Source organism: Actinoplanes lobatus, assembly GCF_014205215.1.
GTDB classification, from domain to species: domain Bacteria; phylum Actinomycetota; class Actinomycetes; order Mycobacteriales; family Micromonosporaceae; genus Actinoplanes; species Actinoplanes lobatus.
In genome coordinates this window covers 253,542-276,579 of sequence record NZ_JACHNC010000001.1, presented here as the reverse complement: position 1 = coordinate 276,579, position 23,038 = coordinate 253,542, and the positions used below count along the sequence as shown (strand labels likewise).

24 protein-coding genes are annotated in these 23,038 nt (G+C 72.1%); 13 read left to right on the top strand and 11 right to left on the bottom strand.

Annotated elements, in window-relative coordinates; all coding sequences use genetic code 11:
• Window positions 1–26: 26 nt before the first annotated feature.
• The 3 genes from aceB (at window position 27) to BJ964_RS47665 (ending at window position 3,448) form a co-directional block, all read left to right on the top strand.
• Window positions 27–1,574 carry a malate synthase A gene (gene aceB, locus BJ964_RS01250; RefSeq protein WP_188118929.1) on the top strand — a complete coding sequence of 516 codons (1,548 nt, stop codon included), beginning with the start codon at window positions 27–29 and terminating at the stop codon, window positions 1,572–1,574.
• A gap of 232 nt (window positions 1,575–1,806) precedes the next feature.
• A complete protein-coding gene (locus BJ964_RS01245) occupies window positions 1,807–2,943 on the top strand; it encodes a DUF6986 family protein (protein ID WP_188118928.1) in 1,137 nt (378 codons plus the stop codon).
• Window positions 2,944–3,295: 352 nt separating this feature from the next.
• On the top strand, window positions 3,296–3,448 hold the full coding sequence (locus BJ964_RS47665) for a hypothetical protein (protein ID WP_229807176.1): 153 nt from the start codon (window positions 3,296–3,298) through the stop codon (window positions 3,446–3,448).
• 299 nt (window positions 3,449–3,747) lie between these two features.
• On the opposite strand, the gene BJ964_RS01235 is transcribed toward BJ964_RS47665, so the two are convergent.
• Entirely contained in the window at window positions 3,748–4,188 is a 441-nt protein-coding gene (locus BJ964_RS01235; protein WP_188118927.1) for a glutaredoxin family protein, read from the bottom strand.
• 93 nt (window positions 4,189–4,281) lie between these two features.
• Between BJ964_RS01235 and allB the strand changes: the two genes are divergently transcribed.
• The 4 genes from allB to BJ964_RS01215 all read left to right on the top strand — a co-directional run bounded on the left by allB (window position 4,282) and on the right by BJ964_RS01215 (window position 8,887).
• Window positions 4,282–5,598, top strand: a complete 1,317-nt coding sequence (gene allB / locus BJ964_RS01230; protein WP_188118926.1) for an allantoinase AllB — start codon at window positions 4,282–4,284, stop codon at window positions 5,596–5,598.
• Window positions 5,598–6,569, top strand: a complete 972-nt coding sequence (alc, locus tag BJ964_RS01225) for an allantoicase (RefSeq protein WP_188118925.1) — start codon at window positions 5,598–5,600, stop codon at window positions 6,567–6,569. The genes allB and alc overlap by 1 nt, the downstream gene beginning before the upstream one ends.
• Window positions 6,570–6,642: 73 nt before the next feature.
• Window positions 6,643–7,764, top strand: a complete 1,122-nt coding sequence (locus BJ964_RS01220) for a phosphotransferase (RefSeq protein ID WP_188118924.1) — start codon at window positions 6,643–6,645, stop codon at window positions 7,762–7,764.
• 19 nt (window positions 7,765–7,783) lie between these two features.
• Window positions 7,784–8,887 (top strand): protein-L-isoaspartate O-methyltransferase family protein, encoded by a 1,104-nt coding sequence (locus tag BJ964_RS01215; protein WP_188118923.1) that lies wholly within the window; start codon window positions 7,784–7,786, stop codon window positions 8,885–8,887.
• On the opposite strand, the gene BJ964_RS01210 is transcribed toward BJ964_RS01215, so the two are convergent.
• The 3 genes from BJ964_RS01210 to BJ964_RS01200 form a co-directional block, all read right to left on the bottom strand.
• Window positions 8,865–9,506, bottom strand: a complete 642-nt coding sequence (locus BJ964_RS01210) for a response regulator transcription factor (RefSeq protein ID WP_188118922.1) — start codon at window positions 9,504–9,506, stop codon at window positions 8,865–8,867. The two genes, BJ964_RS01215 and BJ964_RS01210, sit on opposite strands and share 23 nt — an antisense overlap.
• Window positions 9,503–10,780 carry a sensor histidine kinase gene (locus tag BJ964_RS01205; RefSeq protein ID WP_229807175.1) on the bottom strand — a complete coding sequence of 426 codons (1,278 nt, stop codon included), beginning with the start codon at window positions 10,778–10,780 and terminating at the stop codon, window positions 9,503–9,505. Before BJ964_RS01205 ends, BJ964_RS01210 begins: the two co-directional genes overlap by 4 nt.
• A 75-nt stretch (window positions 10,781–10,855) precedes the next feature.
• Window positions 10,856–12,439 (bottom strand): phospholipase D family protein, encoded by a 1,584-nt coding sequence (locus BJ964_RS01200; protein ID WP_188118921.1) that lies wholly within the window; start codon window positions 12,437–12,439, stop codon window positions 10,856–10,858.
• Window positions 12,440–12,540: 101 nt separating this feature from the next.
• Here BJ964_RS01200 and BJ964_RS47660 point away from each other — a divergent pair, with 101 nt between their 5' ends.
• Complete coding sequence (locus BJ964_RS47660) at window positions 12,541–12,666, top strand: hypothetical protein (RefSeq protein ID WP_262479307.1); 126 nt, start codon at window positions 12,541–12,543, stop codon at window positions 12,664–12,666.
• Between the two features lie 21 nt (window positions 12,667–12,687).
• On the opposite strand, the gene BJ964_RS01195 is transcribed toward BJ964_RS47660, so the two are convergent.
• The 3 genes from BJ964_RS01195 to BJ964_RS01185 are packed head-to-tail and all read right to left on the bottom strand — an operon-like array spanning window position 12,688 to window position 15,290.
• Window positions 12,688–13,884, bottom strand: coding sequence for an aminopeptidase (locus BJ964_RS01195; RefSeq protein ID WP_188118920.1), 1,197 nt, complete (start codon window positions 13,882–13,884; stop codon window positions 12,688–12,690).
• A gap of 14 nt (window positions 13,885–13,898) precedes the next feature.
• The gene (locus BJ964_RS01190) at window positions 13,899–14,846 is read right to left on the bottom strand and encodes a pirin family protein (protein ID WP_188118919.1); all 948 of its coding nucleotides are present in this window, start codon (window positions 14,844–14,846) and stop codon (window positions 13,899–13,901) included.
• A 3-nt stretch (window positions 14,847–14,849) separates the two neighbouring features.
• Entirely contained in the window at window positions 14,850–15,290 is a 441-nt protein-coding gene (locus tag BJ964_RS01185; RefSeq protein ID WP_188118918.1) for a MarR family winged helix-turn-helix transcriptional regulator, read from the bottom strand.
• Window positions 15,291–15,360: 70 nt separating this feature from the next.
• Between BJ964_RS01185 and BJ964_RS01180 the strand changes: the two genes are divergently transcribed.
• Window positions 15,361–15,825 (top strand): GNAT family N-acetyltransferase, encoded by a 465-nt coding sequence (locus BJ964_RS01180; protein ID WP_229807174.1) that lies wholly within the window; start codon window positions 15,361–15,363, stop codon window positions 15,823–15,825.
• Window positions 15,822–16,337, top strand: a complete 516-nt coding sequence (locus BJ964_RS01175) for a GNAT family N-acetyltransferase (RefSeq protein ID WP_188118917.1) — start codon at window positions 15,822–15,824, stop codon at window positions 16,335–16,337. The genes BJ964_RS01180 and BJ964_RS01175 overlap by 4 nt, the downstream gene beginning before the upstream one ends.
• On the opposite strand, the gene BJ964_RS01170 is transcribed toward BJ964_RS01175, so the two are convergent.
• The 4 genes from BJ964_RS01170 to BJ964_RS01155 all read right to left on the bottom strand — a co-directional run bounded on the left by BJ964_RS01170 (window position 16,315) and on the right by BJ964_RS01155 (window position 20,542).
• Window positions 16,315–16,929: a Clp protease N-terminal domain-containing protein gene (locus BJ964_RS01170; RefSeq protein WP_188118916.1), complete on the bottom strand. Its 615-nt coding sequence runs from the start codon at window positions 16,927–16,929 to the stop codon at window positions 16,315–16,317. The genes BJ964_RS01175 and BJ964_RS01170 overlap by 23 nt on opposite strands.
• A gap of 1 nt (window position 16,930) precedes the next feature.
• A complete protein-coding gene (locus BJ964_RS01165) occupies window positions 16,931–17,167 on the bottom strand; it encodes a helix-turn-helix domain-containing protein (protein WP_188118915.1) in 237 nt (78 codons plus the stop codon).
• Between the two features lie 114 nt (window positions 17,168–17,281).
• Window positions 17,282–17,998: a VOC family protein gene (locus tag BJ964_RS01160; RefSeq protein WP_316253889.1), complete on the bottom strand. Its 717-nt coding sequence runs from the start codon at window positions 17,996–17,998 to the stop codon at window positions 17,282–17,284.
• 384 nt (window positions 17,999–18,382) lie between these two features.
• Window positions 18,383–20,542 carry an ATP-binding SpoIIE family protein phosphatase gene (locus BJ964_RS01155; protein ID WP_188118913.1) on the bottom strand — a complete coding sequence of 720 codons (2,160 nt, stop codon included), beginning with the start codon at window positions 20,540–20,542 and terminating at the stop codon, window positions 18,383–18,385.
• A 189-nt stretch (window positions 20,543–20,731) separates the two neighbouring features.
• On the opposite strand from BJ964_RS01155, the gene BJ964_RS01150 reads away from it, so the two are divergent.
• From BJ964_RS01150 to BJ964_RS01140, 3 genes are all read left to right on the top strand, one after another.
• On the top strand, window positions 20,732–20,920 hold the full coding sequence (locus BJ964_RS01150) for a hypothetical protein (RefSeq protein ID WP_188118912.1): 189 nt from the start codon (window positions 20,732–20,734) through the stop codon (window positions 20,918–20,920).
• Window positions 20,899–21,090: a hypothetical protein gene (locus tag BJ964_RS01145; protein ID WP_188118911.1), complete on the top strand. Its 192-nt coding sequence runs from the start codon at window positions 20,899–20,901 to the stop codon at window positions 21,088–21,090. The genes BJ964_RS01150 and BJ964_RS01145 overlap by 22 nt, the downstream gene beginning before the upstream one ends.
• A gap of 108 nt (window positions 21,091–21,198) precedes the next feature.
• Window positions 21,199–22,860, top strand: coding sequence for a mechanosensitive ion channel family protein (locus tag BJ964_RS01140; protein WP_188118910.1), 1,662 nt, complete (start codon window positions 21,199–21,201; stop codon window positions 22,858–22,860).
• The last annotated feature ends 178 nt before the right edge of the window (window positions 22,861–23,038 follow it).

The following is a 23,038-nucleotide window of genomic DNA, read 5'->3' as shown; positions in this document are numbered from 1 at the left end:
AACCACACTGAGAGGAATCGTCAACGATGACCGAGATCCTGTCCGACGAGGCCGTGGCGTTTGTCGCCGACCTGAACCGGCGCTTCCGGCCTCGCCGTAACGAGCTCCTCCAGGCGCGTGCCGCGCGCCGAGCGGAGATCGCGGCCGGGGCCACGCTGGGCTTCCTTGCCGAGACCGCGGACATCCGCGCTGCTGAATGGACTGCGCCGCCCGCGCCGGCCGATCTCCAGGACCGGCGGGTCGAGATCACCGGGCCCACCGAGCGGAAGATGACGATCAACGCGCTCAATTCAGGGGCCAAGGTGTGGTTGGCGGACCTGGAGGACGCGAACACCCCACACTGGTCGAACGTCGTCGACGGCCAGCAGAACCTCTACGACGCCATCCGGCGCACGATCACGCTCGAGACCGAGAAGAAGACGTACGAGCTGAACGGTGGCCCGTACCCGACGATCGTGATGCGCCCCCGCGGCTGGCACCTCGACGAGCGGCACCTCCCGGTCGACGGTGAGCCGGCGGTCGGCGCGCTGGTCGACTTCGGGCTCTACTTCTTCCACAACGCCAAGGAGCTGCTGGAGCGCGGCAGCGGGCCGTATTTCTACCTGCCCAAGATGGAGTCCCACAAGGAGGCGGCGCTCTGGAACGACGTCTTCACCTACGCGCAGGAGGCCCTCGGCATCCCGGTCGGCACGATCCGCGCGACCGTGCTGATCGAGACCATCCCGGCCGCGTTCGAGATGGAGGAGATTCTCTACAGCCTCCGGCCGCACCTTTCCGGGCTCAACGCCGGTCGCTGGGACTACCTGTTCAGCATCATCAAGTACTTCCGCGACAACCCGAACATGATCCTGCCGGACCGTGCGGCGGTGACGATGACCGCGCCGTTCATGCGGGCGTACACCGAACTGCTCGTCTCCACCTGCCACAAGCGGGGGGCGTTCGCCATGGGTGGCATGGCCGCCTTCATCCCGAGCCGCCGTGACCCGCAGGTCAACGAGGTCGCCCTGGCCAAGGTGCGGGAGGACAAGGAGCGCGAGGCCGGCGACGGGTTCGACGGCTCGTGGGTGGCCCACCCCGACCTGGTCCCGGTCTGCAAGGAGATCTTCGACCGGGTGCTCGGCGACAAGCCCAACCAGCTCGCCAAGAAGCGGCCCGACGTCGCGGTCGATGCCGCGGACCTGCTGCACGTGGCCGGCACCGGCGGGGCGGTCACCCGGGCGGGGCTGCACAACAACGTCAACGTTGCCCTGCAGTACCTGGAGGCGTGGCTGCGCGGGAACGGCGCCGTCGCGATCCACAACCTGATGGAGGACGCCGCCACCGCGGAGATCTCCCGCTCGCAGGTCTGGCAGTGGATCCACAACGGGGTGAAGCTCGAGGACGGTACGCCGATCACCGCGGAGCTGGTCGGGCGGATCGAGGACGAGGAGCTCGCGAAGATCCGCGAGACGGTCGGTGACGAGGCCTGGGCGGCCGGGCGCTACGACGACGCCCGCAAGCTGTTCGAGCTGGTCGCCCTCGCCGACGACTTCGCCGACTTCCTCACCAGCGCCGCCTACGACTCCATCGACTGACGCGCCGCCGCCGAAGCGACGGCCACCGCCCGCGGGCGGTGGAAAGCGGGCGCCGCGTGTGGGCGGGGCAAGGCGGGCGCCGCGTGTGGGCGGGGTAAGGCGGGCGCGATCAGCGCTCGTGGGTAGCCCCGGAGGGGCGCTGCTGTGTGGCGGCGTCACTCCGGGGTGGCCGTAACGGGGCGGAACGACCAGCACGCGGAATCGGAGCCGAGATCGACCGGGGAGGCCCTGGATGCGCCTGAGTGGACAGGACTACGACGAGATCGACGCGGGTCTCGCCGGGCACGACGCGTTCCTCCGGGCCCGCTATCCGGGCGAGCGGGCCGGGCGGCAGCCCGTCCACACCGTGTACGTGCCCGCCGACCGCCTCGACGACTTCCGTGACTGGGGCGCCATCGCGCTGCGGGCGATGGACGAACACGACTTCCCCTGGCCCGATCCCGCGGTCCGGGCCAAGCTCGCCCGCGAGCCGATCGAGGACCTGCGCGTCGATTTCGAGGACGGCTACGGGGTCCGCGACGACGATCAGGAGGACGCGGCCGTCCGCCGGGCCGCCGCGATCCTCGCCGACGGGCCGCGGCCACCGTTCCTCGGCATCCGGATCAAGTCGCTGGAGGCGGCCACCCGGCGCCGCTCGCTGCGCACGCTGGATCTCTTCCTCGACACCTATCAGGATCTTTTCACCGTCACGCTGCCCAAGGTCAGCGGTCCGGACCAGGTCACCGCCATGGTCACCCTCTGCGAGAAGCTGGAGAAGGCGTACGGGCTGAGCACCGGCGCCGTCACCTTCGAGATCCAGGTGGAACTGCCGTCGGCGGTGCTCGCCGCGGACGGGACCGCCACCGTCGCCCGGCTGATCACGGCGGCCGGCGGCCGGTGCACCGGGCTGCACTACGGCACCTACGACTACAGCGCTGCCGCCGGGGTGGCCGCCGCCTACCAGTCGATGGAGCATCCGGTCGCCGACTACGCCAAGGCGGTCATGCAGGCGGCCGCCGCGCAGACCGGGGTGCGTCTCTCCGACGGCTCCACCAACATCCTCCCGGTCGGCGGTACGGCCCAGGTGCGCGAGGCCTGGGAGTTGCATCGCCGTCTGGTCCGCCGTTCCCTGGAGCGGGGCTATTACCAGGGCTGGGACCTGCATCCCGCCCAGTTGCCGACGCGGTACGCGGCCACCTACGAGTTCTTCCGCGACGGCCGGGACGCGGCCGTGACCAGGCTGCGCCGCTACCTGGACCGGCAGGACAGCGGCATCGCCGACGAACCGGCCACCGCCCGTGCGCTGGCCGGCTACCTGCTGCGCGGCCTGGACTGCGGCGCTCTCGACGACGCCGGCTTCCCCCGCGCCGAGCTCACCGCGCTCACCTGACCGAGACGACGCCGACCGCGAACGAAGCCGAAGGCCGCCGACCGCGAAGGCCGCCGAGGCCGCCGACCGCGAAGGCCGCCGAAGGACGCCGAAGGACGCCGAAGGTGCCCCGCTGTCGGGTCGGACCACAGTGGCACGGCGGAATCCGGTGGGGTTCGAACTCTTCGGCGCCGGCGCGAGTACTACATGGCGGCACCATGCCGAATGCGGGGAGGACACCGTGCACGACCGCCTGACGAGGACCGTCCGTGTCACCGGGACGGAGCCACCGGACCACGTCTGTGAGCGACCGTCCTGGAGTTGCCGCGCCTGCGGGCAGCCGTGGCCGTGCCCGCCCGCACGGGTGTCGCTCATGGACGGTGCCGACCGGGTCATGCTCGCCATGTACATGTGGGCGCACCTGGACCGGGCGATGACCGACCTGCCGCCCCGTTCACCGGCCGAGTTCTACGACCGTTTCCTGAGCTGGACCGGTGCGGACCTGGTTCAGCGGAATCCTTTGTAGAGCCTCGGCCGTTTACAGGCCGGGATGAAACGGATCGCCTGCGGAGCAGGGAAAGAAGAGCCGGTTCGCCGCCAGGGTGAATCCGGCGTCGTCCACCCGTGCGCAAGTGAACTGGTGTGCTAATTTCTTCGCGGCACGGCGGAGGTCCCCACGCACCCGCGCAAGCGGGGAACGGCTATCGCGGACTGTTGATGTCGCGGCCATTGCGGCCCGGATTCGTCCGGGCTGGGGCGCAGCCAATCGCCCGTACGTGGCCTGACCTCGTAGCCAGCGGGGAAGAGTTCCACAAGCCTGCCCATTTATGGGCGGGTAGTTGGCGCTTGAGGGGTCGCGGGCGCGATCTGGTCCCGCAGCCAGGACGGGTCGGGGTTGACATGTCCCCGGCCACCGATGACCACGGTGGGTACGGTTTCGTCACCGCCGGTGATTTCCCGGACCGCGGCCGCCGCGTCGGGGTCCTGCCAGATGTCGACCCAGCGCAGCCGGGCCGCCTCGGGGCCGAGCCGGGCCCGCAGTCGCAGGCAGTAGGGGCAGCCGGGCCGCCAGTAGACGACCGGCCGATCGTCCCCGGCCCCGCCTGACGTGCGCGGGAAGGCGAGCGGCGACAGCACGAAGGCGAACGCGAGGAACACGGCGAGTAGCAGGCCCGCCGATCCGGGCGCGCCGTCACCGATCTTCACCGCGGCGATGAGCACGCCGCAGAGGGCTGTCAGGAGTGCCAGGCTCCACCGTCGCACCATGGACCGGGAGGGTACTCCGCTACCGCCGGTAACGAAATGACTGACCGGCCGGGATGGGCGCGGGCCGAAACAAAGCGCCGATAGAGTCCGATCATGGTTGATCTGGTGGTCCGGTCCCGGCGCGTGGTCACACCCGAGGGCGAGCGGGCGGCGGCGGTCCTGGTCGCGGAGGGGCGGATCACGGCGGTTCTGCCCTACGACGCCGACGCCGGGGCGGCCGAGGACGTGGATCTCGGCGACACCGCCCTGCTGCCCGGCCTGGTGGACACGCACGTGCACGTCAACGAGCCGGGCCGGACCGAGTGGGAGGGTTTCGCCACGGCGACCCGGGCGGCCGCGGCCGGCGGTGTCACCACGATCGTCGACATGCCGCTGAACAGCCTGCCGCCGACCGTGACCGGCGAGGCGCTGAAGATCAAGCAGGTGGCCGCGACCGGGCAGTGCCACGTCGACGTCGGCTTCTGGGGTGGCGCGATCCCGGGCAACGCGGCGGATCTTCCCGGCCTGCACGCGGCCGGTGTCTTCGGTTTCAAGGCGTTCCTGGCCGATTCCGGGGTGCCCGAGTTCCCGCCGGTCGACGCGGACCAGCTGGCCACCGCCATGAACGCGGTGGACGCCCTGTTCGTCGTCCACGCCGAGGATCCGGATCATCTGCGCGACGCGGCGAGCTCACCCGCGTACGCCGACTTTCTGGCCTCCCGCCCGGAGGGCGCCGAGCACGCCGCGGTGGCCACGGCCATCGCGGTGGCCCGCGCGGCGGGCCGCCGCGTGCACATCCTGCATCTCTCCGCGGCCACCGCACTGCCGTTGATCGCCCAGGCCAGAGCGGAGGGGGTACGGGTGACGGCGGAGACCTGCCCGCACTATCTGACGCTGGACGCGGCCGGCATCCCGGACGGCGCCACCGAGTTCAAGTGCTGCCCGCCGATCCGGGACACGGCGAACGCCGACCGGCTGTGGGAGGCGCTGGCCGACGGCCTGATCACCTGCGTGGTCAGCGATCATTCCCCGTGCACCCCGGACCTGAAGCGGCAGGACACCGGCGACTTCGCGGCGGCCTGGGGCGGGATCGCCTCGGTGCAGCTGGGGCTTCCGGTGATCTGGACCGCGGCCCGGGATCGGGGGCACACCCTCGCGGACGTGGTGAAGTGGATGGCGCGCCGCCCCGCCGATCTGGTGGGATTGCGGAACAAGGGACGGATCACTCCCGGCGCCGACGCGGATCTCGTCGCCTTCGAGCCGGACACCGAGTTCGTCGTCGACGCGCACGCGCTGCATCACAAGAATCCGGTCACCCCGTACGCCGGAAAAAGGTTGCGGGGTGTAGTGCGCACGACCTGGCTGCGCGGACGCACAGTGACCGGCGACCGGGCCGGCGGGAAGTTCCTGAGCATCGACGAGGAGAACTGATGGAGTTCAGTGCGCTGCCCGATCTGGCGTCGCGGGCGTTCGGTGGCGGTGTCGTGCACTCCAGCGACGAGTTCTTCGCCGCCGCCGACCACCTGGTCCTGCCGGATCCGCCGGGGCACGCGCCGAAGACGTTCGACCACAAGGGGCAGGTGTACGACGGCTGGGAGACCCGCCGCCGCCGTGTGCCGGGGCACGACTTCGCGGTGGTCCGGCTCGGCGCGCCCGGCATCGTCCACGGCGTCGACATCGACACCGCGTATTTCACCGGCAACTACCCTCCGTTCGCCTCGGTGGAGGCTGTGGAGCTGCCCGGCCATCCCGGCCCGGACGAGCTGGCGGCCGCCGACTGGGTGGAGATCCTGCCGAAGTCGCCGCTCAAGGGCGACAGCAGCAACCTGTACCCGGTGGCGGACCGGCGCCGTTTCACCCACGTGCGGCTCACCATCTTCCCGGACGGCGGGGTGGCCCGGCTGCGCGTGCACGGCGAGGTGGTGCCCGATCCGGAGCTGTTGCCGAAGGTGTTCGACGTGGCCGCCGCCGAGTACGGCGCGACCGTCGTGGATTGCAGCAACATGTTCTACGGTCATCCGCAGCGGATGCTGATGCCCGGTCTGGCCCGCGACATGGGCGACGGCTGGGAGACGTCCCGCCGGCGGGACGACGCGAACGACTGGGTGCTCGTGCGGCTGGCCGCCCCGGCCGTGCTGCGCTTCGCGGATCTGGACACCAGCCACTTCAAGGGCAACGCACCCGGCTGGGCGGCACTGACCGGCATCGACGCCGACGAGCGGACCTTCGAGCTGTTGCCGCGGACGGCGCTGCGCCCGGACACGCCGCACCGGTTCCGGCTCGCCAAGGCGCCGGAGGTGACGCACGTGCGGCTGGACGTCTTCCCGGACGGCGGCATGGCCCGGCTGCGGCTGCTCGGGCGGGCGGACCGCAAATTCCTGCGGAAGCGGCTCGGTCGATGAGCGAGCTTGCGAGCGAATCATCAGGCTCAGCGCCGACGTCGTGCCGACGCCGGAGCGAAGCGGAGGCGGCGGCATGACCCGGCAGGTGACTCTGGTGCTCGCCGACCGGGCGGGCCGGGTGCTCGGCGCCCTGCCGTCGTTCCCGGTCGGCACACCGTGGTGGCAGGAGGTCGCCGACGTGGTGGCCGGCGCCGGGATCGACGTGACCGTGCTGCGGTTGCTGCACGGGGACCGGCCGGTCCCGCCCGGCGGGCACGTCACCTACCTGGCCGTCACCGATGAGACGCCGGACGGCCTGCTCCCGGTCGAGGTCGACCTGTCGCCGCATCCGAACCGGGCGCCGTACGCCGAGTTCGGTGGCCCGGACCGGTCGCTGGCCTGGGCGGCCGGCGCGCTGGACCGGATCGGCCTGCACGGCGCGGTGGCCCGGCAGCAGCGGACCTGGAACCTGTCGGCGATCTGGCGGTTCGACGGGCCGGACGGGACCCCGGTGGCCTGGCTCAAGCAGGTGCCGTCGTTCTTCGGGCACGAGCCGGCCGTGCTGCGGATGGTGGACGCGGTGGAGCCCGGTCTGGTGCCCTACCTGCTGGCCGCCGGTGACGAGGGCCGGATGCTGCTGGCCCACGTGCCGGGGGAGGACCGGTACGACGGCGGGCCGGACCTGCGGGCGGAGATCGCGACCGTGTTCCACCCGGTGCAGCGGCACTTCGCGGGCCGGGTGGATGAGCTCCGCGCGAACGGCATTCCCACAATAGGGCTGGATGCTCTGGTAAGCGTCGCTACACCGTACATTTCGGAATTGTCTGGGTTGGGGAAGTTGATCGATGATCTTCCCCGGCGACTGGAGCAGGTGGAGAAGTGCGGTCTCCCGGACACCCTGGTGCACGGTGACCTCCATCCGGGCAATGTCCGGACCGGGGAGGAGGGTCTGACCATCGTGGACTGGGGCGACTCCTCGATCGGCAACCCGGCCCTGGACGCGCTGCGGCTGGAGGTCGACCCGGAGCACTGGGCGGCGCTGTGGCCCGGCTGCGACGCCCTTCGGGCCCTCGACCTGCTACGCCCGGTCCAGGAGCTGCGGGCGGCGGCCGTCTACGCGAACTTCCTGGCCCGGATCGAACCGTCCGAACACCCTTACCACGACGCGGACGTCCCCGACCGGCTCCGCGCCGCGGTGGAGTGCGCGGGGCATTGACGGCTATACGGTGTCATGCATGGAGGACGCCCGCCGGCACTACCTCGACCTGATCCGCGGAGACGGCGCCGAGCTCTCGCCCGCCCTGGCCCAGGCGTTCGGCGCGGTGCCCCGGGAGATCTTCGTGCCGGACGGTTTCCTGAGCCGCGACGGCCGCCGGGTCCTGCCCGCCGACCCGGAGTTCCTGGCCACCGTCTACAGCAACGATGTGCTGGTCACCAAGCTGAGCGACGGCCGCCCGGTGAGCTCCTCCAGCCAGCCGTCGCTGATGGCCATCATGATCGAGGCGCTCGACCCGCGGCCCGGCATGCGGATCCTGGAGATCGGCGCGGGCACCGGCTACAACGCGGCGCTGCTGGCCGCCATGGGAGCGACGGTCACCACGGTCGACGTGCAGCCCGACGTGGCCGACCGGGCGCGTTCCGCGCTGGCCCGCGCCGGCGCCTCCGGGGTCCGGGTGGAGACCGCCGACGGTTACACGGTCGCGGTCGGCTCAGACCCGGAGCGGTACGACGCGATCATCGTGACCGTGGGCGTGGCCGGTGTCTCGCCGCACTGGCTGGACCGGCTCGAACCGGGCGGCCGGATCATCGTCCCGGTCGAGCACAGCGGCACCCACCCGGTCCTGGACGTCCGTACCGACTGCGCGGCCGCCGTGGTGTGCCCGGCCGGGTTCATGAGCGCCGCCGGTCCGCTGACCGCCCGGCACCGGCACAGCCATCCGGAGCCGGTGCCCGGGATGGCGGGCCTGACCGAGGCGCGCCCGGCGTGCTGGCGCCCGGCGCTGGCGACGCTCGCCTACCGGGATCTCTGGTACGCGGCGGGCGCCTGGCATCACCGGGTCACCCAGGCGGCGCTGCCGGACCGGCAGCAGAGTTGCCTCGCGGTGCTCGACGACACCGGCGAGTCCGGCGCGGTGGTGCTGACCGACGGGTCGGTCCTCGCGTCCGGCGCCGAACGGGACCGCTACGCGGCGATCGGGGTGGCGCTCGCCGAACGGTGGGACGCTCTCGGCCGGCCACCGATGAGCGCCTGGGACGTGGAGCTGGCGCGGTCCGGCCCGCTCTGGACGCCGTACCGGTGGACGCTGCGGAACCGGCTCACCGGGCGCGCAGATAGGTGAGCACCGCCAGGACCCGCCGGTTGGTGTCGTCGGTCGGCGGCAGGCCCAGCTTGGCGAGGATGTTGCCGACGTGCTTGCCGACCGCGGGATCACTGATGAACAGGGCCGACGCGATCGCCGAGTTGGACCGGCCCTCGGCGATCAGGGCGAGCACCTCCCGCTCCCGGCCGGACAGCCCGGCGAGCGGATCCCGCTGGCGGCTCAGCAGCCGGCGGACCACGTCCGGGTCGACGACCGTGCCGCCGTCCACCACGGTGCGCAGCGACGCCACGAAGTCGGCGATGTCGGCGACCCGGTCCTTGAGCAGGTAGCCGACGCCGTCGCCGGTGCCGATCAGGTCGGCCGCGAACTCCTGCTGCACGTACTGGCTGAGCACCACGACGGGCAGCCCGGGGCGGTCCTGCCGCAGCCGGACGGCCGCCCGCAGCCCCTCGTCGGAGAAGGTCGGCGGCATCTTGATATCGGTGATCACCAGCCCCGGGTCGTGCTTCTCCACCGCGGCGATCAGCTCGTCGGCGTCCCCGACCGCGGCCACCACCTCGAACCCGAACCGGACCAGCACCCCGACCAGGCCCTCGCGCAGCAGCACGCCGTCCTCGGCGAGGACCACCCGGGTCACAGCTCGACCCGCAGCAGCGTGGGCCCGCCGGCCGGGCTGGCCAGCAGGAGCCGTCCGTCCGCCGCCGCCACCCGGTCGGCCAGACCGGTGAGCCCGCTTCCGGCGGCCGGGTCGGCGCCGCCCCGCCCGTCGTCCTGGATCTCCAGCACCACCCCGTCGCCGGAGCGGGTCAGGCGCACCTGGGCCGAGGTGGCGTGCGCGTGCCGGGCCACGTTGGTGAGCGCCTCGGCGGCCACGAAGTAGGCGGTCGTCTCGACCCGCTCCGGCAGCCGGCCGATGGTGTCGGGCGCCTCCACCGTCACCGGCACCGGCGAACTCGCGGCCAGCTCCCACAGCGCGGCCGCCAGGCCGACGTCGCCGAGGGTCTGCGGGCGGATCCCGTGGATCAGGTCACGCAGCACCACCATCAGCTCCTTGGCCTGGTCGTGGGCCTGGCCGAGCGGCGCGGCGGCGGGGGAGTCCTCGGGCAGGTCCAGCCGGGCCATGCCCAGGTGCAGGGTGAGGCTCGTGAGCCGGTGCTGGGCGCCGTCGTGCAGGTCCCGTTCGATGCGGCGCCGTTCGGCGTCGAACGCGTCGGCCAGCCGGGCCCGGGACTGCGACACCTCGGTCAGCTGGTCGCGCAGGCCGTCGCCGCCGCTGCCGAGCAGCCGCCGGGCCAGCGCGCCGTGCACCGCCGCCAGGCCGCCGATCAGGTAGAGCCAGACCGGGATCAGGACGATGCCGAGCAGCGTGAACGGGATCGACGCGGGGCCGCCCTCGATGGTCAGGTCGCCGAGGTTCCACTCGGCCACCCAGGGGCTGAACAGCAGCGTCGCCTCCAGCGAGATCAGAACCCCGGCGAGCATCAGCACCGGCGGGGCGAACAGGGCCAGCACGACGGCGTACAGGACGGCCCGCCAGGTGGACTCGTGCCCGAACAGGGTCAGCGGGTTGGTGGCGCTGATCCGGTGCGGCGCCACGAGCGGCCGGGCGTCGATCATCCGGAGCCGTTGCCGTTCCAGGGCGGCCAGCGGCAGCGCCACCAGCGGGCTGAACGTGGCGATCAGGGCGGCGCCCAGCGCCATGAGAAGGAGCACCACAAGTTCGGGCGTCGTTCCGTGGACGAGGTTGCGCCCGGCCACCAGCCACGGGATCAGCAGCAGCCAGAGGACGAAGGCGAGCGGCAGGACGATCACTCCGGTGATCGACAGGTAACCGGCCGCGCGCCACGGCCAGGTCGTCCGGAGGTAGCGGCGGTCCCGCAGGGCGGTGGCGAGATGGTCGGCGTTGAACACCAGGTCACGGTAGCCAGCGGCCTCCGGCCCGGCCCAGCCGTTCAAACACCCGGTCAGAGGTATGCCTAGGCATACCTACCAGCTTCCGGCCCGGCGGTCACGCCACGGCCGTCCGTCCGGGTCATAGATCATTCGGTACGCCGGAAGCGCCCACAAACGCTGATGCCACGGCAACGGCCGCGTCTCGTGCGGCACGAGCCGCCCCGGCGGACGGGGCCCCACCCGCCCGCCGTCGCGCCAGTCCCGCAGCCGGTCGGCGGCCCGGGTCAGCGCCGTGACCGCGCTCTCCGGATCCAGCAGGTCCTCGTCGTCGCCGTCCTCGCGATCCAGGTGCTCGCGCATCAGCGCCAGCCGCAGGTCGCGGGCGAACCGCCGGGCGCCGTCGCCGAGCCCCGCCGGATCGGCCGGGGCCCGCCCGTCGGCGGTGTCGTCGAGGACCGCGCAGGACAGCTCGCTGTCGTGGGTCCACGAGCGGCGGTTGAAGTTGTCGCTGCCCACGCTGCACCAGACGTCGTCGATCACGCAGACCTTGGCGTGCACGTAGATCGGGGTGCCGTCGTGGTTCTCCAGGTCGAAGACGTGCACCCGGTCGCCGGCGGCCCGTCTGCACAGCTCGATGGCCTGTTCCCGGCCCACCTGGTTGGGTGGCAGCGCGAACGCGCCGTCCACGTCCGGATGCCGGGGCACCACGGCCACCAGGTGCAGCCGCGGGTTGCCGGCCATCGCCTCGGCGAACAGCTGGGCCACCTCGGTGGACCACAGGTACTGGTCCTCCAGGTAGATGAGCCGGCGGGCCCGTTTGATCGCCTTCGTGTAGCCGCGGGCCACGCTGCGCTCGCCCAGCGTCGCGAAGCCGTACGGCGGGCGCATCGCCGGATAGGTGCGCAACACCTGCACGGTGTGCGGGCCGCACTCCGGTGGGTCGGGCGGCAGGTCCGGCAGCGGGTCGGGGCGCATGTCCTCGTGGCGCAGCCGGTCGGTGACGGTGGCGATCGGGCCGCCCTGGTCGAGCGGCACCCGGTCGGTCCAGCGTTCCCGGAACGAGCGGTCGAGCGTGCCGACGACCGGGCCACGCAACGCCAGCTGCACGTCGTGCCAGGGCGGGTTCGGCCCGTACGCGGACGCCATCCGAACCGCCTGCGGATCGCCGTGGTGCCGGGCGTCGTCGCGGCGGCTGTGGCACAGGTCGATCCCGCCGGCGAAGGCGATGTCCAGTTCCGGTCGTCCCGGGTGCCGCAGCACCACGAGCTTCTGGTGGTGCGACCCGCCCCGGCGGACCCGCTGGTCGAGCAGCACCTCGCCGCCGGCCGCCTCGATCTCGTCGCTCAGTGTCCGGTTCTCCTCCTCGCTGTAGGCGAGTTTGTCCAGATGGGAGCGCCAGAGCAGCCCTTTCAGGACGACACCGCGCGCGGCGGCGGCCGCGAACACCTCGGCGACGGTGGGCCCGCCGTCGTGGACCCGCTCGTCCGGGTCGCCGCGCCAGTCGGTGAAGAACAGGTGATCACCGGGTTCCAGCGCCCCGATTTCGGTCACCAGCCGATCGAAGTAATTTTGCCCGTGAATGAGTGGCTCGACCGTGTTTCCGGTGTTCCATATGGGTATGGAGGTGTCCGGGTTGCCGCGTTCGGCAGCGGTGAGAAGCCATTCCTGCGGCGGCACAGCAACCCCTTCGAGGTCGACGACGCCCTCACCGTAAGCCTCCCGACCGCCGCCCGCACGCGGAGCGGCGCACCCCCCGACCCCCGCCGAGGAGTGGAACCATGAGCAGCGAGCCCCTGACCACGACACCGGTGACCGAGGCCACCGGCACCGCCGAGACCGGACTGCTCATCGCGGTCCTGCTGCTGGTGCTGCTGGGCACTACCGCGATGCTGATGATGTCCTGACCGACAGCACCGCCGGGACCGTCAGAGGACCCACTCGTCGGCGCGGATGATGTCGACGGTGCCCTTCGGGCCGGTGCCGGTCACCGTGATGCCCTCGCCGCCGATCACCACGTCGGTGTGCACGCCCGAGGTGTTCAGGCCCAGCGCCTCCCGCCGCTCCACCGGCAGCTCCCGGGCGCCCGGCACGGAGAACGGGAAACTCGCGCCCCAGGCCACGTGACAGGCGGCGTTCTCGTCGAAGAGCGTGTTGTGGAAGACGATGCCCGCCCTGGCGATCCGGCTGTCCGAGTCCACCAGGGACACCTCGCCCAGGTAGCGGGCGCCGTCGTCGGTCTCCAGCTGGGCCTCCACCGCGTCCGCGCCGGAGTCCGCCGACACCGCCACGATCCGGCCCGCCGAGAACTCCAGCCGCAGCCCGAGCACCAGGCGACCGTTCAGCACCAGTGGCTTGGTCACCCGCAGCACACCCTCGGCGGTCCGCCGGTCCGGGCTGGTGAACACCTCCTCGGTGGGGATGTTCGGCATGTACGGCACACCGTCGTCGTCGATCAGCCCGCCACCGGTCCAGCGGCAGCCGGGGATCAGGCCGACCGTGAGATCGGTGCCGCCTCCCGCGTACCGGATCGAGGTCAGCTCCAGAGCGTCCAGCGCGGCACCCCGCTCGGCCAGCGTCGCGGCCCGCGCCCGCCAGGCCGCCGCCGGATCCTCGGTGTCCAGGCGCATGGCGGTGCCCACCGCCTCCCACAGCCGCTCCACATCCGGCTCGCCGAAGACCTGGGTGGCCCAGCCGGGGTTCGGCGCGCCCGCCGCGGTCCAGCGCAGGCGGTCCAGCACCGTCTCCCGCATCAGCGCGCTCTCCTCGGCGGGGAACGCCGCCGCCTTCACCGGGTCGACGCCGTCGAGCAGGTGCGGGTTCGGGTCGCCGAGCAGGGCGATCGAGGCGATGCCCTGCTCGGACCACTCCCGGATGCGCTGCAACGCCCAGCCGCGATTGGTGGTCAGCGTCTCCAGGCTGGCGTGGTCGACGGCGGACCGGCGCATCGGGCCGTCCGACCAGAGCGGTTCCACCCAGGCCGCACCGGCGGCGTACGCGGCGGCCACCACCGCCCGGGCGATCTCCAGGTGCGCGGTGTCGGTACGAAGAATGACTCCCTGCCCGGGCTGGATGTTGACCCCAGCCCGGACCACGACGTCGGCGAAACGCTCGATCCGGTCCATGCCGGTCAGCCTAATCAGTCCGTGTGCGGTACGCGTGCCGCCGGAACGACACCCAGGCGCCCCTTCTGGAAGTCCTCGAACGCCTGCTTCAGCTCCTCACGGGTGTTCATCACGAACGGCCCGTAGTGGGCGATCGGCTCCCGGATCGGCTGCCCGCCCATGATGAACAGGTCCAGCTCGGTCTTCGCCTCCACCCGGACCGCCTCGCCCGGACCGTGCGTGGCGAGCTGGCCGAGCCGGATCGGGCGCAGGTCGGTGCCCACCCAGCCCTCGCCGGACAGCGCGTAGACCAGCGCGTTGTAGTCGGTCTGCCAGGGCAGGTCGAGCCGCGAACCGGGCTGCATCGTGACGTGTGCCAGGTTGATCGGGGTGAAGGTGCTGCCCGGGCCCTTCTGCCCGGCGATCTCCCCGGCGATCACCCGGATCAGCGCGCCACCGTCCGGCGTGGTCAGCAACGCGGACGCCCCGCCCCGGATGTCCTGATATTTCGGGTCGATCATCTTCGCGGCGCGCGGCAGGTTCACCCACAGCTGCAATCCGTGGAAGAGGCCGCCGCTGACCACCAGATGCTCCGGCGGCGCCTCGATGTGCAGGATCCCCGACCCGGCGGTCATCCACTGGGTGTCGCTGTTGGTGATCGAACCGCCGCCGCCCAGCGAGTCCTGGTGATCCATGATCCCGTCGATCATGTAGGTCACCGTCTCGAAACCGCGGTGCGGGTGCCACGGGGTGCCCTTCGGCTCACCCGGGGCGTAGTCGACCTCGCCCATCTGGTCGAGGTGGATGAACGGGTCCAGCTCGCTGAGCGGGACGCCGGCGAAGGCCCGGCGCACCGGGAACCCCTCACCCTCGTAGCCCTGCGGGGCGGTGGTGAGCCGGCGGACCGGGCGGAACTCGGTCATCGCGTCGAGTTCCGGCAGGCGGGGCAGGACGAGGACGTCGTCGACGGTGATGGCGGGCATGGCTCAGACCTCTCTGATCTTGGCGAAGACGCGGCCGATCACGGCCAGTTCCTCGTCGTCCAGGTGATCGATGAAGCTCTTGCGGACGGTCTCCAGGTGGGCCGGTGCGGCCTCGCGCAGCGCGGTCAGGCCCTCGTCGGTGAGCACGGCCTCCTGGCCGCGGCCGTCGTCGGCACAGCTCTCCTTGCGCACCAGGCCACGTTTGATCATGGAGCTGATCTGGTACGTGATCCGGCTCGGCGAGAGCACCAGACGGCTGGCCAGCTCGCCCATCCGGATCCGGCGGCCGGGCGCCTCGGCCAGGGCGACCAGCACGTGGTAGTCGTTCATGCTCAGGCCGGTGGCGGCGCGCAACTCGTCCTCGAGGCGGGTGTGCAGTGCCCACGAGCTCTCGATGAAGGTGCGCCAGTGCGCCAGCTGGGTGGCGCTCAACGGTTCGGCCATGCCCCGAACCGTACTCCTTGAAATCTGAAACTTCAAATCTGAAAGACAAAGATCCGATTAGGGTACGGACGTGAGAACCCGCCAAGCCACCCCCGACGACGCCGACGAACTGATCCTCCTGCGGGCCGTCCTGCTGCACACCATGGGGCGCGACGACTGGAACGACGACTGGCGTGAACCGGCCCGGAGGTCACTGGTCCGCCGCCTGGGAGCGGCCGAGCCGACAATGGCCGCCTTCGTCGTCGAGCGGCCCGCGGGCGGCGGTCTCGCGGCCTGCGCCGTCGGCACGATCGAGGAGCGCCTCGGCAACCCGCACAACCCCGAGGGCCGCGTCGGGTACGTGTTCAGCGTCGCCACCCACCCGGACATGCGGCGGCGCGGCTACTCCCGGGCGTGCGTGGAAGCGCTCCTGGAGTGGTACCGCGACCAGGGCGTCACCGCCGTACACCTGACCGCGTCGCCGGACGGTGAGCCGCTCTACACCTCGCTGGGCTTCACCCGCCATCCCGATCCGGCGATGCGGGTGCGGCTGTGACCGAACTGCGGACCACCCGCCTCCGGCTGCGGGCCTTCCGGCTCGGGGACGTCGCGGCCGTCCACGCCTACGCCGGCGACCCCGAGGTGGTCCGCTTCATGGAGTGGGGGCCGAACCGGCCCGCCGACACGGAGGTGTTCGTCGCGGAGTCGGTGAACCCGCCCGAGGGCGTCCACCCGTTCGCTGTCGAGCGGGACGGTGAGCTGATCGGGGCCGTCGAACTGCGGACCACCTCGCCCGGTCATCGGCGCGGTGAGTTCGGCTATGTCCTGGCCCGGCACGCCTGGGGCCGGGGTTACGCCACCGAGGCGGCCGCCGCCGTGCTCGCCCACGCCTTCGACCTCGGCCTGCACCGGGTCGCCGCCACGTGCGACCCGGCCAACGTCGGCTCCCGCCGCGTCCTGGAGAAGATCGGCATGCGGTACGAGGGCCACCTCCACGACTACCTGCACATCCGTGGTGAGTGGAGGGACCGCCTGCTCTTCGCCGCTATCCGGCCGCGGGAGACTTGAGCGCGCCGGTGAGGGTGGTCCGGAGCTCGCCGAAGTCGACGTCGAACTCGGTCAGGATCAGCATGGCCAGGCCCTGACCCTCGCGGAGCAGTCCGAGCATGATGTGCTCCGGCGCGATGAAGTTGTGCTTCAGCCGGATGGCCTCGCGCAGCGACAGCTCCAGCACCTTCTTGTTGCGCGGCGAGAACGGCCTGTGCCCGGTCGTCACCGAGGAGAACCGCCCGAAGATCCCCCTCTTCTTCGGGGCCGGCCGGGGCAGGCGCAGCGCACCGGCCCCGAAGTTCTCCTCGATGGCGGCGCGGACCGCCTCCAGGTCGATGCCGATCGCCTTGAGGGCGGCGGCGTCCTCGGCGTCCCGGTCCGCGACGGAGCCGGCCTCGCTGCGGTCACCGACGTGCCGGATGATCGCGGCCCGGACCGAGGCCTGATCGACCCCGGCGCCGGCCAGCGCCACGCGGACCGTGTCGTTCTCCCCGGCGAGCAGGCTGAGCAGGGTGTGCTCGGTGCCGATGGTCTCGTGGCCGAGTTCGCGGGCCTGCTCCTGGGCGCCGACGACGACGGCGCGGGCGTCCTTGGTGAATCGCTCGAACATCTCAGCCCTCCCGTGGATCCAGCATCGGCATCAGCTTGGCGTGCTTCTTGTGCACTCCCTGGCGGGTCACCTCTAGCGCGTCGGCGATCTCCTGCCAGGACCAGCCCTTGGCGCGGGCATTCGCCACCTGTAGGCGCTCCAGGCCCTCCAGGAGGCGGCGTAACGCCACCACCGCGCGCAGGCCGGCCCGGGGGTCGGCGCTGCTCGCGGCGGCGGCGAGGTCGGTAGCCTCAGTCATGCCGTCAACCTACGTTGACATCTCGGCCCCTGTCAACCAAGGTTGACGCGGCCGGCCGGGGACGCGAAGAGGCCGGCCCCGAAGGGCCGGCCTCTTCCACATGGTTCGGGTGGGTCAGTCCCAGGCGGGCAGGCTGCCCAGAGAGACGGTCAGCTCGACCGGGTGGTGCACCGGCGCCGCCACCGTGAACCGGGCGCCGAACGGGTCCCGCAGCTCGGCGAAGGCGGTCAGCCCCGCCTCCGACGGCTCGGTGATGACCGCGCCGCCCAGCGTCTCGCACCGGTCGGCCGCGACCTGGATGTTCTCCACCTGGAAGGCGGCACGCCACCAGGCGCCCCGGTAACCGGGCGCGAGGCCGGCGACGGCGTCGTGGGCCTGGTTGAGCCACTCGCCCGAGCCGAACTCGTGGCGCAGCAGCCAGCCGAACGCGAAGCCGTAGAAGCGGGCCGCGGCGTCCGGGTCGTCAGTGATCAGTTCCGGCCACGACATTGTGCCTGGCTCGCCGCCGGCCTGTGCGCCGGCGAAGTCGTGACCCTGCCAGAGGCCGATGATCGCGCCGGACGGGTCGGCGACGATCGCGCGCCGGCCGCCGTGTGCCTCGGCCGGGTGGCTCACGCAGTGCCCGCCGGAGAGGGCGACCTGCTCCAGCGTCTCCTCGAGGTCCGGAGTGCTGAGGTGGGTCAGCCACCCGTCCGGACGGTCGGGCTGACTCCGGGTGAGGCCTGCGACCGCACGCCCCCCGAGCTTGAACCGATCACCCGCAGACTCCCAGCCGAACAACTCTGCGTAGAACTGTGCGGCGCGTGCGGGGTCCGCACTCGCCAGCTCCACCCAGCAAGGTGTCAAGGGTGCATAACCTCTGATCCGCATGAGCCGCTCCATGGTGGACATCCCCAGTCGCTTCAGCACTCTACGGCACTGATAACGCTTCGTCACCACCAGCCGGTTCATTGTCCGGTTTAGAACAGTATTAAACTACTGTACGTAAGCGCCTGAGTGATCCAGGTGACGCATGTCCGGAGCTGCCACCACGCCGTGCAGCAGCACCGATACGGCGACGGGAGACTCGGCCGTCGCCCGGACGGGGTCCCTCAACCGGGGAATCGTCATGAGTCGCTGCATACGCTACGTAATAAGGCGTGCTGACGTAACGGATACCGAGCGTGGCGATCACGCAGTGTTCCGCCCGAGCGCGGGCCACATCGGACGGTGGGGTCACGCCCGCGCTTTGCCCGCCAGGAGCATCTCGAACCACACCGTCGATCCGCGCACCGTCGGGTCGGTGCCCCACGAGTCGCTCAGCTCCTCGATCAGGCCCAGCCCGCGGCCCCGGCTGGCCAGGGCGTCGGCGCGGGCCCGGATCACACTGCCCCGGGTGCCGGTGTCGGCCACCGACACCAGCAGGCGTTCCGCGTTCAGGTCGATGTGCACCTGGGCCGGCGTGCCCGCGTGCAGCAGCGCGTTGGTGGTCAGCTCGCTGGTGCAGAGGATCGCCGCGCCGATCACCGGCTCCGGCACGCCCCACTCCCGCAACCGGGTCGTCATCCACTGCCGGACCCGGCTCGGCCCGGTCGGCTCCGCCGCCACCTGCGTGGTCGCGGACCGGCTCATCGCCAGCGCGTGCTCCACGGCGAGCACCGCCACGTCGTCGTCGGTGGTGCCCTCGACCGCCGCGGTGGCCAGCGAGCACATGTTCCTCGGATCGCCGCTCGGCGACGCCGCGGCGGCGGTGACCAGCGCGTCCAGCCCGTCGTTGAGCGGTCGGCCGCGCCGCTCCACCACGCCGTCGCTGAACATCAGGATCGTGTCGCCCGGCTCCAGCCGCAGTGTCCCGGTCTGCCAGCGGCCACCCAGGCCCAGCGGCGCACCCGGCGGCACCTTCACCAGCTCGGCCGTGGCCGGCTCGCCACCCTGCCCGGCCCGGCGCAGCACCGGCGGCGGGTGGCCCGCGCTGGCCAGCGTGACCGAACCGTCCGACGGGTCCAGCACCCCGTAGACGATGGTCACGAAGATCTCCTCGTTGCGCGACTCGGCGCCCAGCGAGCCGACCAGCCGGTCCAGCCCGGCCAGCACGCTCGGCGGCGCCGGGTCGGTCAGCGCCAGCGCCCGCAGCGCCGCCCGGACCTGGCCCATCACCGCGGCCGCCCGCACGTCGTGCCCGGCCACGTCGCCCAGCACCATGGCGAGCCGGCCGTCGAGCAGGTGGAACGCGTCGTAGAAGTCACCGCCGGCCGCGTTGCCGTCGACGCCCACGTCATATCGTGCGGCGATCCGGAACATGTCCAGCTCGGGCAGGTGCTCGGGGAGCATGCTGCGCTGCAGCAACTGCGCGGTCCCGTGCTGGGCCTCGAATCGGCGGGCACGCTCCGCGGCCTGCGCCACCAGCTCGGCCGCGGCCTTCAGCAGCGCCCGCTCGGCGGGCAGCCAGACATGCGCCCGGCGGAAACCGACGGTCAGCGCCCCGCGCAGCGACGGCGTCCGCAGGGGGAGCGCGGCCAGCGCGCGGACCCGCCGCTCGTGCCGGTCGGTCGCCACCGCGTTCAGCGGCTCGCCGTCGGCCACGAACGTCGCCCGCCCGCTCTCCGCCGCCGCCACCGCCGGGGCCGCCGGGTCGGCGCTCACGCGCCGCCACACCGGGGGGAGCCGCTCGTCGGCCTCGTCCAGCATCTCGCCGCGGATCCGGCGGACATATCGGTACGCCAGGCCGTCGTCCACCGCCAGCACGCAGTGGTCCAGGTCGAAGGAATCCATCGCGTACGCCAGGACGACGCGGGTCACGTCGTCGATGGTGAGCGCGCCGGCCAACCGGGCGGTCAGCTCACCCAGGCTCTGCAGCCGGTGGATGACATGCGTGGTCTCGGCCGCCACGGTCAGCACCCCGGCCACCGCGCCCCGCGACGAGCGGATCACCGAATGGCCCCGGGTGTAGAAGGCCGGCTCGGTGTGGCCCGGCGCGAACTGCACCTGGCTCTCCGGCTCCAGGATGGCCCGCCCGGTGCGGTGCACCTGCTGGATCACGTCGCCCAGGCCGGGCTGATCCCAGGCCGGGCCGAACGCCCGCGCCGCCGGGGTGCCCAGCGCCGTCGGGTGCAGGGCGCCGAGGACCTCGGCATATGCGTCGTTGTAGAGGACCAGGAAGTCGTCGCCGACGGTCAGCAGCATCGGCAGCGGGGAGGCGAGCACCAGCTCGACCGCGGCGCGGACCGCCGGATCCCAGCCGGTGATCGGGCCGAGCGACGTGCCGGACCAGTCGAAGGCGTGCACCAGCGCCGCGCAGCCCAGGCCGGTGTGCTGTGTGCCGGCCGTCTGCGCGGGCAGCGTGGTGATCGGAGACGGGCGGAGACCCCCCGACCCGTACCCTCCCGAGCCGACCATGCGGAAAGCCTATCCCGACTGGTCCGTTTGTACGATGCCCCACCGGCCGTCCGTCCGGTTATTGACCGTTCCCCCGTATCGTCCGCGAATGGTGCCGTCGACGTCCCGCGCTCGGCGTCACCGGCCGTCACCAGGTCATCGGTGATTTGATCTTGGTCAACGGAGCGGTCGTTCACCTATGGTCGCGGCGTGATCGAGCCACCCCGCGGTGTGATGTGCCCCATCGCCGAACAGCACCAGACGGATCCGGTGGACGATCACACCGCCCCCGACCTCATGGACCAGCGGTACGACGCACTCGCGGCCTGGTCCGAGTCGGCGGAGACGATGACGATGGCCGCGGTCCGGGCGGAACCGTGCCCGGCGCCGAGACGGTGACCGTCACCAGCGGCGCCGTCACCGCCGGCCAGTCCGGAAGCACCGTCACCTTCCGTCCCTCCGGGGCCGGGGTGCCCGCCTCCGGCTCGGTCTCGTTCAGCTTCACGCCGGCGCCCGCGCCCACCGAGCCGCCCACCGGCTGCGCCCTCGACGGGCAACCCTGCTCCTGACTCTGCGTGTCCGCCCGGGTACCGATTGTCGGAGGCGCGTGGTATTCCGGAGTCCTACGGTTCGTTGAGGACCCATCGCGGCCTTGACGACGCTTGTCAGGAGGACGGATGGCCGGTGACGGGCTGAGTCGTGGCCTCAGCGAGATGTGGCGGTCGGTGGTTCTCTACCTGCCGTCGATCCTGGTTTTCCTGGTGATCCTGGTGCTCGGCTATCTGCTGGCCCGGCTCGCGCGGACGGTCACCGCCAAGACACTGCGGCGGGCCGGGTTCGACCGGGCCGTCCAGCGCGGTCCCGCCGGTCGGCTGCTGCGGCCCGGGGCGCCCAGCGCCACCGACGTCTGCGCGCGGCTCGCCTTCTTCGTGGTGCTGCTGTTCGCCCTGCAACTGGCGTTCGGTGTCTTCGGCCCCAACCCGGCCAGCGACCTGATCAACGCCTTGCTCGGCTGGCTGCCGCAGGTGTTCGTCGGGATCGTCATCGTGGTGGTCACCGCCGCGATCGCCGGAGCCGCCCACGACCTGATCCTGGCCGTGCTCGGCGGGCTCGGCTACGCCCGGGTGCTGGCCAAGGCGGTCGCCGCGGTGATCGTCACGCTGGGCGTGATCGCCGGCCTCGACCAGGTCGGCATCGCCACCTCGGTCACCCGCCCACTGCTGGTCACCATCCTCGCCACGGTCGCCGGCGTGATCATCGTGGGCGTCGGCGGCGGCCTGATCCGGCCGATGCAGCAGCGGTGGGAGGGCTGGCTCGACCGGGCGGCGGCGGAGTCGGCGGCCATCCGGGAACAGGCCCGCGCCTACGCCGAGGAACGCGCCCGCCAGACCGCCGAGAAACCCTCCGCCGAACCGTCGTCCTCCTCCGGCGAGGGAGAACCTCCGACGCCCTCGTCCAGCGGGGGAGAGCCTCCGACACCCCCCTCCAGCGGGGGAGAGCCTCCGGCGCCCCCGTCCAGCGGGGGAGAGCCTCCGGCGCCCCCGTCCAGCGGGGGAGAGCCTCCGGCGTATGCGGCCGGCGGGGGAGAGCCTTCGGCGTATCCGGCCGCGCCGTCGGCGCCCGAGTCCCCGGCCTCTTCCTCTCCCGCGGTTCCCTCCACCGAGGCCTCGCCTCGCGCCGCGGCGCGGGATTTTCCGGACGACGCCGAGGAACTGGCGTGGGAAGCCCGGTGGGCCGAGGAGGAGCGGCGGATCCGCGAGCAGGACGGTGACGAGACGCAAATGATCATCGCTTCACCGGCCGGCCCCGGCGACGACGAACGCACCACCGACCTGCACCCCGAAGAGCGCACCACCGACCTGCACCCCGAAGAGCGCACCACCGACCTGCACCCCGAAGAGCGCACCACCGACCTGCACCCCGAAGAGCGCACCACCGACCTGCACCCCGAAGAGCGCACCACCGACCTGTATTCCGGCGAACGCACGACAGACCTGCATGGCGGCGAGCGCACGACAGACCTGTATTCCGGCGAACGTACGACCGACCTGCATGGCGACGAGCCCACCACGGTCCTGACCGCCGGTCCCACCACGGTCCTGACCGCCGGTCCCTCCGCGGACGAGGTGATGGTGATCCGAAGCCCGGGTACCGAGGCCGGCCTACAGATCGTCGACGACGGGGGTGAGGAGCGGACCCAGGTGGTGCCGCTCCCGGCGACGGCGGCCGGGCCCCCTTCCCCGAGGAAGCCGGAGGCTACCCCCGCGCGGGGCCCGGCCCCCACCGGTGATGACGATCCCACCATGCAGACGCGGCCAGGCGGGACAAGCACGAGCTGATCGTGCCGGCATCAGCCGCGGGTCGCGTGTGGCTGGGGCCGGCCGCTCGGGCGTGTGGGGCGGAGGGGCGGGAACGACGGAGGGCCGGCACCGGGATTCCGGTGCCGGCCCTCAGGGTCGGGTGTCGATCACGGGATGGGACAGGCCCGACCCGGTGACCCGTACGGCGTCAAGCCGT

Excerpts from the sequence above, each read along its gene's own strand:
- alc (WP_188118925.1), top strand. The coding sequence starts at position 5,598 with ATGGAGTTCAGTGCGCTGCCCGATCTGGCGTCGCGGGCGTTCGGTGGC.
- BJ964_RS01195 (WP_188118920.1), bottom strand. The coding sequence starts at position 13,884 with ATGGACCGGATCGAGCGTTTCGCCGACGTCGTGGTCCGGGCTGGGGTC.
- BJ964_RS47665 (WP_229807176.1), top strand. The coding sequence starts at position 3,296 with ATGGACGGTGCCGACCGGGTCATGCTCGCCATGTACATGTGGGCGCAC.
- BJ964_RS01245 (WP_188118928.1), top strand. The coding sequence starts at position 1,807 with ATGCGCCTGAGTGGACAGGACTACGACGAGATCGACGCGGGTCTCGCC.
- allB (WP_188118926.1), top strand. The coding sequence starts at position 4,282 with ATGGTTGATCTGGTGGTCCGGTCCCGGCGCGTGGTCACACCCGAGGGC.
- BJ964_RS01190 (WP_188118919.1), bottom strand. The coding sequence starts at position 14,846 with ATGCCCGCCATCACCGTCGACGACGTCCTCGTCCTGCCCCGCCTGCCG.
- BJ964_RS47660 (WP_262479307.1), top strand. The coding sequence starts at position 12,541 with ATGAGCAGCGAGCCCCTGACCACGACACCGGTGACCGAGGCCACCGGC.
- BJ964_RS01185 (WP_188118918.1), bottom strand. The coding sequence starts at position 15,290 with ATGGCCGAACCGTTGAGCGCCACCCAGCTGGCGCACTGGCGCACCTTC.
- BJ964_RS01220 (WP_188118924.1), top strand. The coding sequence starts at position 6,643 with ATGACCCGGCAGGTGACTCTGGTGCTCGCCGACCGGGCGGGCCGGGTG.
- BJ964_RS01170 (WP_188118916.1), bottom strand. The coding sequence starts at position 16,929 with ATGTTCGAGCGATTCACCAAGGACGCCCGCGCCGTCGTCGTCGGCGCC.
- BJ964_RS01140 (WP_188118910.1), top strand. The coding sequence starts at position 21,199 with ATGGCCGGTGACGGGCTGAGTCGTGGCCTCAGCGAGATGTGGCGGTCG.
- BJ964_RS01165 (WP_188118915.1), bottom strand. The coding sequence starts at position 17,167 with ATGACTGAGGCTACCGACCTCGCCGCCGCCGCGAGCAGCGCCGACCCC.
- BJ964_RS01235 (WP_188118927.1), bottom strand. The coding sequence starts at position 4,188 with ATGGTGCGACGGTGGAGCCTGGCACTCCTGACAGCCCTCTGCGGCGTG.
- aceB (WP_188118929.1), top strand. The coding sequence starts at position 27 with ATGACCGAGATCCTGTCCGACGAGGCCGTGGCGTTTGTCGCCGACCTG.
- BJ964_RS01155 (WP_188118913.1), bottom strand. The coding sequence starts at position 20,542 with ATGGTCGGCTCGGGAGGGTACGGGTCGGGGGGTCTCCGCCCGTCTCCG.
- BJ964_RS01215 (WP_188118923.1), top strand. The coding sequence starts at position 7,784 with ATGGAGGACGCCCGCCGGCACTACCTCGACCTGATCCGCGGAGACGGC.